This window comes from Enterobacter genomosp. S, assembly GCF_001631805.1.
GTDB classification, from domain to species: Bacteria; Pseudomonadota; Gammaproteobacteria; order Enterobacterales; family Enterobacteriaceae; genus Enterobacter; species Enterobacter quasihormaechei.
Window position 1 is genome coordinate 373,203 of sequence record NZ_LVVA01000001.1, and the last position, 14,781, is coordinate 387,983.

The following is a 14,781-nucleotide window of genomic DNA, read 5'->3' on the forward strand; positions in this document are numbered from 1 at the left end:
TTTTTATTTAACCGGGTTTACCAGACGGGCATTTCATCCTGAAGGAACGGGTTATGCAACCGCTCATTGCCCAGCGTCGACATCGGACCGTGGCCAGGGATAAACGTCACATCATCACCTAACGGCAATAACTTCTGCTTAATCGACTGAATCAGCTGACCGTGATCGCCGCGCGGGAAATCGCTGCGTCCTACGCCCCCTTTGAAAATCACGTCACCCGAGATCAGCAGACGCGACGAGTCATCAAAGAAAACGATATGACCGGGCGTATGCCCCGGGCAATGCAACACCTGTAAAGTTACATTCCCTACGTTAACGCGATCGCCTTCGTTCAGCCAGCGGTCAGGTGTCAATGGCTGACAGTCTTCCAGGCCAAACATACGGCTTTGAGCAGGTAATCCCTGTAGCCAGAACTCATCTTCTTTTTCCGGGCCGATAATCGGCACACCGTAGTGTTCAGCCAGTTCAGCCGCTGCACCCACATGGTCGAGATGACCATGGGTCAGTAAAATCTGCATCAGCGTCACACCGCTGGCAGCGACTTCCTGCTTGATTGTCTCAGCGTCTCCGCCGGGATCGACAAGCGCGGCCAGTTTAGTTTGTTCACACCAGATCAATGAACAGTTCTGTGAGAACGCGGTAACCGGAATAATACGATAGTTCATACTGCTCCTGTGTTTCGTTATTACCAGTGCCGAACCGGCCCGGTATCAATATGCACAAAGTTGCTACGTGGGTAGTATCCTACACCACCTGCGCGCATAGATAACGCCGCTTTGCGAATATTGGCTAACGAAACGCCTTCAATATGGAAATCCATCGCCTGCCCTTTCGTGTGATAGCTTTTTTTCGCTACCCCACGGCTGTGGGCGCGCAGTTCATTGTTGGTATCCAGAGAGCGATAGCCAGAAATGAGCTGTACCGGTCTTTTGGTCCCCAGCAGTCCCTGCAAGCGGTAAAGCTGATCGAATAATCCAGGATCGATGGCTTTGATTTTGTTCGCGCGGAAATCACGGAAAAAATGGTTGAGTCTTGCTAATTCATCCTGAATATAGCCTCTGCCATCAAAAAACTCCGCTTTAAGCGTCTCACCAGTATGCAGATTGTTGAGCGTTAAAATACGCGGACGAGGTGTCGAGAGGGTGGCAAATGCTGGCGTCGGAAGGATGGCAGCTGCGCCCAGCGCAACGCCACCTAACGCCAGCAATTTGCGGCGATTAGCGTCAAATTTGTCCATGATAATCAGGTCTACAGGTAAAAGAAATTGTCAATATGCTTAGCGCACGAAGGGCACCATAACTGGCAAAACCTGCTACGTCAAGGCGCCCAACCCCAGTGAATACGCGGCTTGCAGACAGATCGCCTTATATTCACCATAACTTACGACAATCATTTTCACCGAACTACTTCATTTACCTGATTAATTGTTCTGCTTTTGGCAAGATTTGTGCGCCGGATCGCGCTGTCAGATCATAATTGTAAATATCTGTACGATACTGGGTACGTCCGTCTGCCCCCACAAACGCCGTCAGATAGTAAAGATTGACCGGGATATTATGGCGGATATTGACGTAACGCGTATCCCCCTGCTTCAGGGCATCTGATATCCGCGTATCGTTCCAGCCTGCATCCTGCAACAGCATATTCGCCAGCTCCGAGGCCTTATTCACGCGAACGCAGCCAGAACTGAGCGCGCGAGCGTCTTTCTGGAACAGATTATGGTTCGGGGTATCATGCAGATAGATAGCGTCCGAGCTTGGCATATTGAACTTGTAACGTCCCAGAGAGTTATGCGCGCCCGGTGCCTGCTGGAAACGGAACGGCAGGTTCGACGGGGTAATCGTTGACCAGTCCACCATCCAGGGATCAATCGTCTCTTTGCTGTTCCAGCCGCGCATTACCGTATAGTTATGTCGCTCCAGATAACCGGGGTCATTCCAGACCTTAGGCAGGATATCCTTGCGCGCCAGCGTCGGCGGCACGTTCCACGGTGGGTTAACCACCACGTTATTCAGCGCGCTGCTCATCATCGGCGTTTTACGGTCAGGTCGACCTACAATCACACGGGACGCCAGCACTTCGCTTCCGTCCTGATAGTAGACCAGCGAGTAGGCCGGAATGTTAACCATAATGCCGGTGGATAACGTACCCGGCAGCAAGCGCAAACGCTGGATATTCAGCGCCAGCACCCCTGCCCGCTGGGCCGGAGAGACGTTCAGCCAGTCGCGGGTGGATGGACCAATCACGCCGTCGGCGCCCAGCCCCTGCGCCGCCTGGAACTGCTTAACCGCCGCAACCAGCTCGCGATCGTAAGCGGCGGGCTTATTGCTCTGCGCAACGGCGGTTTTCTCTTTCACCGGCGCCGACGGGCTGACGACCGCGTTTTGCGTCTCGTCGCCAGGCAGGGCAATTTTAGGGCCGCCGTCAAGCATGCCGGACCGTTTCATGATTTCGCGGATCGCAGGCACATCGCTGCTCCACTGCCCCGGACGAAGCGTTGCTGTTCCTCGCAGCTGAGGCCACGGGCGGGAATCCGCAACCAGCTCAAGGAGCGACTGATGCATAGTGGCATATTGCGGATGGGCAGGCGCAAGGCTTGCGATAAAGCGCGGCAGTTCACCGTTATCGAGCGACAGTTGCCACTGATTGATGACGGAAAGCGCAGGCGTCGCCAGCTTGTACGGTTTACTGCTGTATAACCAGCGGTTGCCGTTCACCGAAATGCCCGCCACAAACTGTAAGTAGCCCATCATGGCGTCAGACAGCACCACGTCACGCGCCTGTCCGGTCACGGCAGGGTCGGTCAGAAGCTCAACCCAGGTGGTGAACTGCGGCTGAAAACCTGCAATCGCCACTTCAGCCAGCTGCTGCTGGAAGGCACGGACCGCATCGCGATTTTCCCACATCGGCTTCATGTCGCGCGCGGCGTAAAGCAGCGTAAGCTGATTAATATAAGCGGGAGTATAGCCCGAGGGCAGCCCGGTCATCAGTTGCTGGCGCAATGATTCCGTGTCGATGCCTTCCGGCAGCGGTTTGATGCCGGCCATAATGGCCGTCGCCGGAGACTGATCCAACGGTTGTGACAGCGACGTCGGCTGCGCGCCCATCGTCGCGGAGCTGTCAGTCGGTACAATTTCAGGCTCATCGGCCTGAGCGCTAAACAGTGGAGCAAACATCACCGTCAGGCATAAACTCAGCGCAGACAGCTGATGACCACGATTCTTCTTAAGCAACATCCCTTGCCCCCTGTTTTTCACGACATGCCCATTATTCTGGAGCTTTCCTTCAGTATAGAAAGGCATACACGCTGTTGCCTTACCTTATGTAAAGAAGTTTAAAGATAACGCAGCCCTGAACACAAGTTAAGTGAATAAAAAAAGCGGCGCATACGCGCCGCCTTTTGTCTGAACCGCCTTATGAGGCGTCAGCCGTGCCGGGTAAGGACTCCGGCGGCTGCGGTGCGAAGCCGCGCAGGCCAACGACGTGCACGTGCTCGGTGTTCTGAAACACCTTACGCACCAGCTTATAGGTCGTCCCTTTTTCCGGACTGATGTTTTCCGGCGCCGCGATAATGAGCTGCATATCAAGACGATCGCAAAGCTCAAACAGCGTGGCGATGGAGCGGGCGTCGAGACGCGCCGCTTCATCAAGGAACAGCAGGCGGCATGGAGAGATGTCTTTGCCGCGCAGACGACGCGCTTCATCTTCCCAGCTCTGCACCACCATCACCAGAATCGACATACCGGTACCGATGGCTTCACCGGTAGAGAGCGCGCCGGATTCCGCGCGCAGCCAGCCGTCAGAGCCACGGTTAACCTCAACCTCCATTTCCAGGTAGTTGCGGTAGTCCAGCAGCTCCTCGCCAATGGTTTGCGGCGTGCGCTGGCCCATGTCAATCTGCGGATTCAGACGCTGATACAGCTTCGCCAGCGCTTCGGAGAAGGTCAGGCGGTTGCTGTTGAACAGATCCTGATGCTGCTCGTGCTGTTCAGACAGCACGTCCAGCAGCGTGGAGTGCGCCTCGCGCACGTTCACGTTCAGACGCACGCTGTTGACCTGGCCAAACGACACGCTTTGCAGGCCCTGGTTCAGCTGACGGATACGGTTCTGCTCGCGTTGTATAGTTTTACGAATAATATTCGCCACGCTGCGGGAACTGATTGCCAGCTTCTGCTCGCGGGAGGTCAGCTCTTCCGTCAGACGGCCCAGTTCGATCTCCATCTGTTCGATCGCTTCAACCGGATCGTCGGTACGGATGATGTCCTGACGAATACGCTCGCGTAAGTGCTGATACACCGCCACGAAGAACTGAATTTTGCGCTCAGGACGCTTCGGATCTTCGGACATGCGCAGCACGTCGCGCAGGTGTTCGTTATCCGCTACCGCCAGACGCAGCGCGCCCAGCGCCTTATCCGACATAGAACGTAGTTCATCGGCCGACAGATACGCCAGCTCGCGGCGGTGCAGACGACGTTCCACGTTATTGTCTTTCACCATGCGCATGACCGCGCACCAACCCGCCTTCGCGGTCACAACCTGCTCGCGCATCTCGTGATAGTCACGTTCCAGCTTGCGCAGGCGACGCGTCAGGTTGTCCATCTCCGCTTCACAGAAGGTCAGCGCTTTTTCCAGCTGATTACGACGCGCACGGTTGTTGCTGAGCTGCGCATGCAGCTCATCGCGGCGAATACGTGCCCGCTCTTCTGCACCGCTGTCGGCGCGCACGCCAATGTCCTGCAACTCTTTATGCAGATCGTTTAACAGCTCTTTCTTGGTGTCGAAGGAGCTTTTCAACGACGCCATTACCTGGCTGTACTGGCTCAGCTGTGCGGCGTGCGTACGCATCGCTTCGCGCGCGCGCGTACGTTCTGCTTCGGCCTGCTCAAGGCGCTGGCGCAGCTTTTCATTAAGATCGCTGTTCCCGCTCAGCATTTCTGCTGAATCGGAGTAGCCGAAGTGCGCACGACGTTGCACCACTTCCGTCAGGGCAAAGGCCTGCTGACGCGCTTCGCGCTGCACCTGCTGCGACCAGGCATAATCCTCTTTTAACTGCTCAAACTGTTCCGGGTCGCTCTGGAGAACGGAAACCATCGGCTCCAGTTTTGCCAGCTGATTGCCGTGCTGCTGCATAAAGCGCGCGGCTTCCTGCGCCTCGTCCAGTCGTTCCTGAATTTCATCCACGCGGTCGGCGAGCGTATCGTCCGCCAGCAGGTTCAGGCGCGGCAGGATACGGTTAAGCGCCGCAACGCCCTCTTTCGCCTGCTCGAACTGGACGCGGCTCTGCTGGTTGTCATTTTCATGGCTGGCCAGCGCACGCTCCAGCTCACCGCGGCGGGTGTTGAGCTTGCGAATTTCGGCTTCCGGATCGGGCTCAAAGGCCACGCCCAGATGGCTGCCGATAAAGCGGCTGAACGCCTGATGCAGACGCTGGGTTTTCTGCACGTCAAACGAGAGGGTCGCAAACCGTTCGGAAAGCGTTTCGCGCTCGGCGTGCAGGCTTTCAATGCGGCTTTCACGCGCGGCGCGGCCAAACAGCGGCAGTTCCGGGAAGCGCGAGTAGCGCCACTGGCGATCGGCGATTTTCACCACCACCGCTTTTTCCAGCTCGTCGACGCTGAATACGCTGTCATCAAACGACTGCGGATCCCCTTCGATGAGATAGAGATCTTCCGGGCAGTCTTCCAGCCCTGCAAGCTGGTCAGAAATCAGCGACAGGTCCGGCACCACAATCGCGTTACGGGACGGACCGTACAGGGCGGAGAAGTACGGCGCATCGTCCAGGCCAACGTCGTCATAAATCTCAGACAGCAGCACGCCGCCGAAACGCTCGGCTAAGGCATTCAGACGCGGATCTTCAGAGCCGCCTGGCTGGCTTAAACGCTCGATCTCTTCATCGACGTCACGCTTGCGCGCGCCCACTTCGTCACGCTCAACAATCGCTTCGCGCTCGCGCTCCAGCAGCTGTTGCATGTATTCGGTGACGTCCTGGCTGGACGCAAACTCCTGGCCACACTGCTCGCTGAGCTGGTTCAGGCTGCTTTGTGCGGCCAGCCAGATCGGCGCACGCTGCAAGAGCGTCTTCGAACGGGACTGAAGCTGTTCCAGCTCCTGACGCAGCGTCATACGCTGTTCGCTGGCATTTGATACGGTATCGGACAGAGCCGCAATACGCGCTTCCAGCTCCTGATGCAGGGCCTCAAGCTCGTCAAAATCGTAACGTTTACCCTGGCGTTTGCAGAACTCCGCCAGCAGACGCTCGGCTTCCTGCTGTTCGCGCAGACGCTGTTCCAGCTCGTTGAGGCGCATGCGCAGCGGCTGCACCTGCTCGGCCAGATGGCGCTGATTGACGCCATCGCGCAGCAGTTCGCGGGCAACGTCCCACGCTTCGTTACGCGCCAGCGGACCGTTAATCGCCACCACTAGCTGGTACGCCTGCTCAAACTGGCTGTGCGCGGTTTGCGCCACGCTCATTTTCTGGTCGAGAGAAAGCAGTTTTTCGGTGGCCTCCTGCTCTTTGGCCTGGAAGGTATCCAGCCATTCATCAGCGCTTTCCGGGGTCAGATCCGGCAGGTGGCACAGCTCTTTGGCGCGCTGCAACGCCTGTAGCGCCTGGTTGTACTGGATCGCACGCGTCTGCTGCACGTCCAGCGCCTGCTGGTAATCCGCGAGCTGGCTTTTCAGCTCATCCACTTCCAGCTCGGCGGCTTCAGCGCGGGCTTCGTTTTCTTCCTGCAAATCGGCGGCTTCGGCCACCACTTCATTTTGTTCCTCAAGACGAATTTGCAGCTCGTCAAGATCGGCTTCATAGCGCTCGATTTTTTCCTGCTGACGCAGCGCGGTCTGCACCAGGTTCAGATGATCGCTGGCGGCCTGGTAATCGGCTTCCAGATCCCCTTCAGCACCGTTGTGCTCGCCCAGCTCGCGCGCCATTTCGACATGCTTATACTGCTCGGCCACCAGCTGTTTACGGGAGGTAAACAGCTCACGGCGGTACTCCAGCGCCTGATCGAGATGAATGCGGCGCTCGTTGGCGTGACGCATGTAATCCGCCGCCACGTAGTTGGTGGCTTCGCTGATCAGGTGCTTAAACAGGTCGCGGTCAGACTGCGTAACGCGAATCGCTTCCAGCGTCATACGGTTTTCACGCAGCGCAGCTTCCATATCCTGGAAGGCCTTACGCACACCGCTGTTTTCCGGCAGCAGGTAGTCGCGCAGGGAGCGGGTAATGGCGCTGGAGATACCGCCGTACAGGGAGGCTTCAATCAGACGGTAGTATTTACTACGATCTGACGCACTACGCAGACGACGGGCAACCACGCCGAGATCGAACATCAGGGAGTGGTAGTCGGTGATGGAGTTAAACTGCTTAAACTGCACGCCTTCGATGGCTTCCAGTTTGTCCTTCAGCTCCTGGAGCGTCAGGACGCGAGCCTGACGTTCATTCAGGGTTTCCGTCAGCAGCGCGGTCGGCTGCACGGAGGTTGGCAGCCCCTGGATCGCAAACGGCTTGATATCCACTTTACGGTCGCGGCCAGCAACCTGTTGCAGACGTACGCCCACAACCACGCGCTGATGACGGGAGTTGATCACGTCCAGCACGGAATAACAGACGCCCGCTTTTAGCTTACCGTGCAGACCTTTATCACGAGAGCCGCTCGTTGCGCCGGCTTCGGTGGTATTACGGAAGTGCAGCAGGGTCAGGTCAGGGATCAGCGCCGTGACGAAAGCCGCCATGGTGGTGGATTTACCCGCCCCGTTACCGCCGGAGAGCGTCGTCACCAGCTCATCCAGATCGAAGGTTCGGGCAAAGAAGCCGTTCCAGTTGATCAGCGTTAGTGAGCGAAATTTACCGCGTTCAATCATTACTCTTCCTCCCCGCTATCCGGCTGATTCTCTTCATGCTCGTCATTGAGCTGCAAATGGTTTTCCACCGGCATCGCTTCACCGTCACGGATCATGCGCAGCTGCGCTTCACGCGCATCGTCACCCGCGCGCACGTCGGCGCCAAAGCGGAAGACCGATTCGGTGATGCGGAATTTGCTGCTGTCGTGGCCCATGAACCACACCATCCCCAGACGGCGCAGGCGGTTGAGGGAGGAACGTACTTTTTCCTGTAATTTCTGACGGTCCAGATCGGACCCCGTCGAACGGTTGTTTACCAGCTTCAGGAGCTTGCTTTCATCCGCCAGCGACAGCAGCTCATCGTAAAGCTCCTGCTGGGTGAAGATCCCTTCATTCGCCAGACGTTCCGGGCTGAGGTAGAGGTAGCAGAGAATTTTGCCGACCATCATGTCCAGTTCGGAAAGCACCGAGCGCGGAATAAGCGTGGTAGAGCGCGGGCGCAGGTAGAAAAACCCTTCCGGCGCGCGGATCAGCTCAACGTTATAGCGAGCGTAGAACTCTTCCAGATACTCCTGGAAGTCCATCAAAAAGGCGTGATTATCCAGCTCGTCAAGGCCAATGTGACGACCGGCACGCAGCTGGCTGTCCAGCGCCGGAAACAACGGATTTGCCAGCGCCTGTGCCAGCTTAACTGGCATCACGTTTTCAATATTTGTCAATGACATGCGCCTGTACCTTGGCTCCGTAATCGTTAATCGGCTGCCACTTCGGCGGCAGTCCGGTGAAATCGGCTTGTGCGATGCCCAGGCGCACCGCCTGGTCTACAACAATGCGGGCTACATCGAAGTGGCGCGCTCGCGGATACTGCGCCAGATAGTCGCGCACCACGAGGCCAAGATCCAGCGGCGCTTGTCTGGTTTTGTAGACAGCGAGCTGTTCTTCGATCATCGCCGCAAGCTGCTCGCGAATTTCGTTAAATTCTTCGTATTCCAGATCCGGCGGCAGTTCACCGGTGACCTCTTCATCGCGCAGCGCCATCTCTTCGTCGCGCATATCCAGCAGACGATCGGCGTTGGCGTAGGTCAGCGCCCACGGCGCGTCAAAGTAGGTCTGTACCGACTGGCGCAGACGCTGAGCAAAGACGCGGTTCTTATCCATATCGATAGCGGTACGGATAAATTTATGCACGTGGCGATCGTACCCGATCCACAGGTCGATCGACTGCTGGCCCCAGCTGATAATGCGGTCAAGCTTGCTTTGCAGATCGAACACCAGACGGTCGATAAAATGCAGATCGTCGTGCGCCAGCGTCGCGTCCTGGATGCGCAGCAGGTTGGCCTGTAGCTTGTCCCCCGCCGCCTCCAGCGTATCCTGCAACTCACGCAGCGTACCGGACGTTTCTGACAGTAAGAGTTCACAGCTGGAAATGGCCGCGCGCCAGTCTTTATTCAGCAGCTGGGCAATATCGTCTTTCACCTGCTGCTGCTGTTCGTCCATCAGACGCTGAGTCAGATCGATACTGTCGAAAATCTCAGCGACCGAGTATTTCAGCGGCGCATAAACGTTGCGGTGCCAGTGGAACTCGTCACCGTTTTCATCGGCCGCGTCGGCGGCACGCTTCAGCTCGCCTGCAACAATGGAGAGCTGCATGGAGAGACGCAGCGTGGAAAATTCGCGCTGGCGGATGTAGTAATCGGTAATGCCAATGCCCAGTGGCGTCAGACGATAGATGGCGTTTCCTTCCGCCTGCTCGCTGGTAAAGCGGTTCAGCAGACGTTGACGCACCATATCATTGATTGCGTTATTGGCACGCACGCTAATGGTTTCGCTGGTTTGCTCAAACGCATCACTGACGTGGCGGAACGCGTCCACCAGTTCGCCTTCACTCATTTCGCCATCCAGGCGTTCGCCGTTCAGCGTCGCAACCGCCAGCAGGAAAGAGAGTCTGTCTACCGGCAGCGAGATGGAGAAATCGTTTTTCCTGGCCCAGGCAACCAGTTCGGGGACTGTCTGGGAAAATTCACTCATAGATTATCCTTGCATCTGCGGCTTGCGCGCGGTGACGTGGATATAGCGACCAAGGCTCAGGTAAGGCTCCTGGCGGCAGTACCGCGTCTCTATTTCTGTTAAGGCGTCTAAACAGTCGTCCTGTTTTTGTTTATCACGCAGATAATCATGAAACACCCTCACGCCGGTTTTGCCGGTAATTTCCCAGCCGATCTCCTCCAGCCAGCCATAGACCTGCTGCGGTTCACGGGGGAAATCCGGTGACAGCGTGCGTCGTTTCTTTTTATACATGCCCTGCTGTACGTAGCCAAAATTGCCCACCAGCACGTTTCGCATCAGCAGGCCGTTGGCGTTGTAGAACATCAGCGATAACGCACCGCCCGGGCGCAACATCGACCACAGCGTTTTTAACATCGCCTGCGGTTCGGCGACCCATTCGAGCACAGCATGAAACAATATCAGATCAACCTGCGTTTCCAAATGCTGCGGAATGTCCTGAGCGGCGCAATGTATAAAATGCATGTTGTCGCTCACACCTTTCTCTTCTGCCGCTCGCTCGGCGCGCGCAACCATCTCGGCAGAAAGATCGCACAGCGTGACGTGATGCCCCCGCTGCGCCATCAGAATTGCAGTCTGACCTTCCCCACCGCCAGCATCCAGCACGCGCAACTGTCGGTCACCGAATTCCGCCAGCAGCTTATCCAGATCCTGCCAGAGGATCGTCTGACGAAGCTGACCTTTGGTGGTGCCATAAATGTTGCGCGAAAACTTTTCCGCGATGTCATCAAAATTGCGATCCCGCATTGGGAAGGTTCCACTCACTGCAAAACCGCTATTTTGTCACACCCGCGCGGAGAATGAACCACTCTGGTGTAATATCACGGGCAATCACCTGCTGTATGGTTAAAAAAGGAACCAAAAAGGATGCTTTTTACCCTAAAAAAATATATCGGAGGCATGATGCTTCCTCTTCCCCTGCTGCTGCTCGTCATCGCCCTGGGGCTGGGATTGATATGGTTTAGCCGCTTTCAGAAAAGCGGTAAATCTCTCGTCACCGCGGGCTGGCTGGCACTGCTGTTGCTCAGCCTGCAACCGGTCGCCGACGGTTTATTACGCCCGATAGAGAACACCTACCCGACGTGGCAGGGAAACCAGAAGGTGGGCTACATCGTGGTGCTGGGCGGCGGGTATACCTGGGATCCTGACTGGGCCCCCAGCTCAAACCTGATCAACAACAGCCTGCCGCGCCTGAACGAGGGGATCCGCCTGTGGCTTGCCAACCCGGGATCGAAGATGATCTTCACGGGCGCTGCGGCAAAAACCAACCCGGTCAGCACCGCTGAAGCAGGGGCAAGAGTGGCTGAATCGCTTGGCGTACCGCGTTCCGCCATCATCACGCTGGATAGCCCAAAAGATACCGAAGAAGAGGCGGCGGCGGTGAAACAGGCTATCGGTGACGTGCCGTTCCTGCTGGTGACCTCTGCTTCACACCTGCCACGCGCAATGATTTTCTTTGAGAAGCAGGGCCTGCATCCGCTTCCTGCTCCGGCAAACCAGCTGGCCATTGACGCCCCGCTCAACCCGTGGGAACGGATAATCCCGTCCCCGGTATGGCTGATGCACAGCGACCGCGTCGGCTACGAGACGCTTGGCCGCCTGTGGCAGTGGCTTAAGGGGTCGTCAGGCAAGCCAGGGCAAGAGTGACGTTGCGGCACGATCGAAACTGGCGCGATTAAAGCGCCCGGTGTTGACCAGCTGCGCCACCTCATCCCAGAGCAGATAGAGCCAGCGCCGCCAGAGAAAGGCTTCCGCAACGGGGGCGCGCTGAAGATAATGCCAGAGCAACTCTTCCGCCGCCCCGCCCTCGCTCAGCCTGAACAGCTCATACTCGCGCGGCGCCCAGAGCATTATCCCCGGTCCGACCATCGCCAGAAGCTGATCGCTGCGCGAGTCTTTTAGCATGCTGCGCAGCGTGAAGTTGCCATGCACCAGCACACAGTTGTCGTTAAAACCCTCAAACAGCGCGGGCAGACATTCCCGTGTGCGGAACAGGATGCGTTTGTCCTGCATCGTCAAACCGGTGTTGTTGAACTGGTTGAGCGTGCCCCACAGCACTTCAACGCGCTGGCGATACCACAGCGGCCACAGATTTTCCTGGGTGCTGTCTACCGCGCCTACCAGACCGCGGCTGTCGTGCCGGTGCCAGCCAAGCAGGGCCTCGACAATCTGGTCCTTCAGTTGCTCCCAGCGCGCCGGCGTCCGCGTCGGGGCTTCTACAGAAACCCCATGTAAACGCTCGATCAGCAGAACATCCGGGCCGGGATGCTCCTCATGGGTCATGACGCCGTAAACCGTCGGCATACGGACCGTTCCTTCCCGCGCCAGCATCGACGTTTTCCAGGCCAGATGTCTGGCGACGCCCGGCGAGCTAAAACTTCTGGCCATCAGCGGCATGGGGTTTCCCTGACCGTCATACAACGCCCAGAGTGCGGTATCAGCCTTTTCATTTACGCACTCCACCCGGCTTAGCTTTTCGCCAAGGAGATGGCTCAGTTCAGCACGCAGTTGTTCCATATGAGATTACCCCCATTAAGACTACTGCTTTTATAATGAGCGTGCGAAACCCGGATGTCACCCGGTCGAGATCAATAATGAAAAAGAAAAGGGAGAAGAACATCCCCTCAGAACGAGGGGATGGCTGCGAATTAACGCATTTCGACGCGTACGCGCTCAAGATCTTCAGGCGTATCTACGCCGGTACCAGGGACTTCCTGGGCTACCGCAACGTGAATTTTCTCGCCGTACCACAGCACGCGAAGCTGTTCGAGCATTTCGATATGTTCCAGCGGGCTTGGCGCCCAGGCGACATAGCGGCGAATAAAGCCGGCGCGGTAGCCGTAAATACCGATATGGCGCAGGAAGGTTTCGCCGATCGTCTCTTTCGATTGTGCGAAACGATCGCGATCCCACGGAATGGTGGCGCGGGAGAAATAGAGCGCGTAGCCCTCGGCATCCATGACAACCTTCACCGCATTCGGATTGAACGCCTCTTCTGCGTGGTGAATCGGCACCGCAAGTGTCGCCATGCCGACCTGACGCTGGGCCAGGTTGTCGGCCACCTGACGGATAATTGCCGCCGGGATCATCGGCTCATCGCCCTGCACGTTTACAATCACCGTCTCGTCGCTGAAACCGCATTTTTCGACGACTTCCGCCAGGCGCTCGGTGCCTGACTGATGGTCGGCACGGGTCATGCATACTTCCCCACCCGCGGCCTCAACCGCACGCGCAACGTCCGGGTGATCGGTAGCGACAATAACGCGGCCAGCACCCGATTCGCGCGCCCGTTCAAGGACGTGCACAATCATCGGCTTACCGTTGATGTCCACCAGCGGTTTACCCGGCAGGCGCGTTGAAGCATAACGCGCAGGGATAATGACAACAAAACTCATGGTTTGCTCTCTTCTGCCACCAGCGAACGGGCTTCATTTTCCAGCAGGACCGGAATACCGTCACGCAGCGGGAACGCCAGGCTGTCCAGTTTGCAAATCAGCTCTTGTTTATCCTGGCTGTAGTACAGTTTGCCGTTGCACACCGGGCAGGCAATAATTTCAAGTAAACGGTGATCCATAGTTCCTCCGTATGGGTAATCCCTAAAGCTTATCACATTCCCTTTTCAGGGAGTGTCTGTTTCCCAGCCACCTCGACAAGCCGTAAACAGCCCCGCAGGCACGCGGCCCAGTACAATGTCGTGCGCCCCCTGCCAGCGCGCAAAGTCACTGAGCGCGGTCGTTAATCCCTTTTCCAGGCCAGCCGTCACCTTTATGCCCTCTTCAAGCCAGAGGGCGATAATTTCAAGCATGCCGGTTTTACGGTGCATTTTAGCGTCCATGCGCCCGACCAGCTGGCCTTTATGCAGCAGCGGCAAAACAAAATAACCGTACTGACGCTTTGGTGCCGGGGTGTAGCATTCCAGACGGTAATTAAAATCAAACAGCTGCCCGGCCCGCTTTCTGTCCCAGACAACCGGATCGAACGGCGACAGCACGGCGCTGTGCGTTGCCTGTAGCTTTCCCTCAAGCGCCTGAGGCAGCAGCGGGCACAAATCCGCATGCAGCCACATGTCACCTAGCGACGCTACCGAGACCGGCAAGACGCGCTGTTCGCGCTGCCACGTTTCCAGCAGCGGTTTGAGCTGCGGCTGACGCAGGCGATAATAGTCCGCCAGCCACTGTGGGCGAAATATGCCCAGGCTGCGGGCGCTGTTCTCGAGCATCACGGCTTCGGCTGCGTCCTGAGACAGCAGATCGCGCGTATCGTCCCAGTGCGGCATAACGCGGTGCGTAAGGTCATAGACGCGTTGAAAGTTGCGGCGTTCAACCACCATCACCTTGCCCGACGTAAACAGCCCTTCCAGATGGCGCTTGTGCGGTTTCCACTCCCACCATCCGCTTGCGCCTTTTCGCGGGTGCTCAAAATCCGCGGAGCGTACCGGGCCGTTTTCATGAATATGGGCAATCAGCTGCTCTATTTCAGCCGCGTGTTCCACCATCCACTCCTGACGGTATTTCCAGCCCATTTTGTCCGGGGCGAGCATTCGGTGACGCACCAGCGCAAAATCGCTGCGCGGGAGAAAACAGGCTTCATGCGCCCAGTACTCCATCAGTTCGCCCTGACGCAGCGCATCATCCAGCCATTGTGGTGGATAGTTTCCCAGGCGGCTAAACAGGACGAGATACGGGCTACGCGCCACGATGTTAATGGTGTCGATTTGCAGCAACGACATGCGTTGCACGGTAGAGAGGATATCGGCTGGCTGCGCGCGACGGCGGGGCTTTTTCAACAGCCCCTGAGCGGCAAGATGCAGGTTACGTGCGGCTGCAAGTGAGAGTTGCGGTAGAGACATGCGTTTTCCTGTCAGTCAAAGCGCCA

At 57.2% G+C, this 14,781-nt stretch carries 12 protein-coding genes; 1 reads left to right on the forward strand and 11 read right to left on the reverse strand.

Annotated features, from left to right (window positions below):
- Window positions 1-17: 17 nt before the first annotated feature.
- The 7 genes from A3466_RS01865 to cmoM all read right to left on the reverse strand — a co-directional run bounded on the left by A3466_RS01865 (window position 18) and on the right by cmoM (window position 10,653).
- Window positions 18-665, reverse strand: coding sequence for an MBL fold metallo-hydrolase (locus tag A3466_RS01865; protein ID WP_063449154.1), 648 nt, complete (start codon window positions 663-665; stop codon window positions 18-20).
- Between the two features lie 20 nt (window positions 666-685).
- A complete protein-coding gene (locus A3466_RS01870) occupies window positions 686-1,237 on the reverse strand; it encodes a YcbK family protein (protein ID WP_003858202.1) in 552 nt (183 codons plus the stop codon).
- A 175-nt stretch (window positions 1,238-1,412) separates the two neighbouring features.
- The gene (gene ldtD, locus A3466_RS01875) at window positions 1,413-3,236 is read right to left on the reverse strand and encodes a L,D-transpeptidase (RefSeq protein ID WP_063449155.1); all 1,824 of its coding nucleotides are present in this window, start codon (window positions 3,234-3,236) and stop codon (window positions 1,413-1,415) included.
- Window positions 3,237-3,414: 178 nt separating this feature from the next.
- A complete protein-coding gene (mukB, locus tag A3466_RS01880; protein ID WP_063449156.1) occupies window positions 3,415-7,863 on the reverse strand; it encodes a chromosome partition protein MukB in 4,449 nt (1,482 codons plus the stop codon).
- Window positions 7,863-8,567, reverse strand: coding sequence for a chromosome partition protein MukE (mukE, locus tag A3466_RS01885; protein WP_049132609.1), 705 nt, complete (start codon window positions 8,565-8,567; stop codon window positions 7,863-7,865). The genes mukB and mukE overlap by 1 nt, the downstream gene beginning before the upstream one ends.
- Window positions 8,548-9,870 (reverse strand): chromosome partition protein MukF, encoded by a 1,323-nt coding sequence (gene mukF / locus A3466_RS01890; protein WP_041910621.1) that lies wholly within the window; start codon window positions 9,868-9,870, stop codon window positions 8,548-8,550. Before mukF ends, mukE begins: the two co-directional genes overlap by 20 nt.
- A gap of 3 nt (window positions 9,871-9,873) precedes the next feature.
- Window positions 9,874-10,653, reverse strand: a complete 780-nt coding sequence (gene cmoM, locus A3466_RS01895) for a tRNA uridine 5-oxyacetic acid(34) methyltransferase CmoM (protein ID WP_063449157.1) — start codon at window positions 10,651-10,653, stop codon at window positions 9,874-9,876.
- A 120-nt stretch (window positions 10,654-10,773) separates the two neighbouring features.
- Here cmoM and elyC point away from each other — a divergent pair, with 120 nt between their 5' ends.
- On the forward strand, window positions 10,774-11,553 hold the full coding sequence (gene elyC / locus A3466_RS01900) for an envelope biogenesis factor ElyC (protein ID WP_063449158.1): 780 nt from the start codon (window positions 10,774-10,776) through the stop codon (window positions 11,551-11,553).
- Here elyC and A3466_RS01905 read toward each other — a convergent pair.
- The 4 genes from A3466_RS01905 to A3466_RS01920 form a co-directional block, all read right to left on the reverse strand.
- The gene (locus A3466_RS01905; protein ID WP_063449159.1) at window positions 11,530-12,423 is read right to left on the reverse strand and encodes a YcbJ family phosphotransferase; all 894 of its coding nucleotides are present in this window, start codon (window positions 12,421-12,423) and stop codon (window positions 11,530-11,532) included. The two genes, elyC and A3466_RS01905, sit on opposite strands and share 24 nt — an antisense overlap.
- 131 nt (window positions 12,424-12,554) lie before the next feature.
- Window positions 12,555-13,301 carry a 3-deoxy-manno-octulosonate cytidylyltransferase gene (gene kdsB / locus A3466_RS01910; protein ID WP_063449160.1) on the reverse strand — a complete coding sequence of 249 codons (747 nt, stop codon included), beginning with the start codon at window positions 13,299-13,301 and terminating at the stop codon, window positions 12,555-12,557.
- Window positions 13,298-13,480: a protein YcaR gene (ycaR, locus tag A3466_RS01915; RefSeq protein WP_006174474.1), complete on the reverse strand. Its 183-nt coding sequence runs from the start codon at window positions 13,478-13,480 to the stop codon at window positions 13,298-13,300. Before ycaR ends, kdsB begins: the two co-directional genes overlap by 4 nt.
- 45 nt (window positions 13,481-13,525) lie before the next feature.
- Complete coding sequence (locus A3466_RS01920) at window positions 13,526-14,755, reverse strand: winged helix-turn-helix domain-containing protein (RefSeq protein ID WP_063449161.1); 1,230 nt, start codon at window positions 14,753-14,755, stop codon at window positions 13,526-13,528.
- Window positions 14,756-14,781 lie beyond the last annotated feature (26 nt).

Coding starts and splice junctions, on each gene's coding strand:
- A3466_RS01865 (WP_063449154.1), bottom strand. CDS start 665: ATGAACTATCGTATTATTCCGGTTACCGCGTTCTCACAGAACTGTTCA.
- A3466_RS01870 (WP_003858202.1), bottom strand. CDS start 1,237: ATGGACAAATTTGACGCTAATCGCCGCAAATTGCTGGCGTTAGGTGGC.
- ldtD (WP_063449155.1), bottom strand. CDS start 3,236: ATGTTGCTTAAGAAGAATCGTGGTCATCAGCTGTCTGCGCTGAGTTTA.
- mukB (WP_063449156.1), bottom strand. CDS start 7,863: ATGATTGAACGCGGTAAATTTCGCTCACTAACGCTGATCAACTGGAAC.
- mukE (WP_049132609.1), bottom strand. CDS start 8,567: ATGTCATTGACAAATATTGAAAACGTGATGCCAGTTAAGCTGGCACAG.
- mukF (WP_041910621.1), bottom strand. CDS start 9,870: ATGAGTGAATTTTCCCAGACAGTCCCCGAACTGGTTGCCTGGGCCAGG.
- cmoM (WP_063449157.1), bottom strand. CDS start 10,653: ATGCGGGATCGCAATTTTGATGACATCGCGGAAAAGTTTTCGCGCAAC.
- elyC (WP_063449158.1), top strand. CDS start 10,774: ATGCTTTTTACCCTAAAAAAATATATCGGAGGCATGATGCTTCCTCTT.
- A3466_RS01905 (WP_063449159.1), bottom strand. CDS start 12,423: ATGGAACAACTGCGTGCTGAACTGAGCCATCTCCTTGGCGAAAAGCTA.
- kdsB (WP_063449160.1), bottom strand. CDS start 13,301: ATGAGTTTTGTTGTCATTATCCCTGCGCGTTATGCTTCAACGCGCCTG.
- ycaR (WP_006174474.1), bottom strand. CDS start 13,480: ATGGATCACCGTTTACTTGAAATTATTGCCTGCCCGGTGTGCAACGGC.
- A3466_RS01920 (WP_063449161.1), bottom strand. CDS start 14,755: ATGTCTCTACCGCAACTCTCACTTGCAGCCGCACGTAACCTGCATCTT.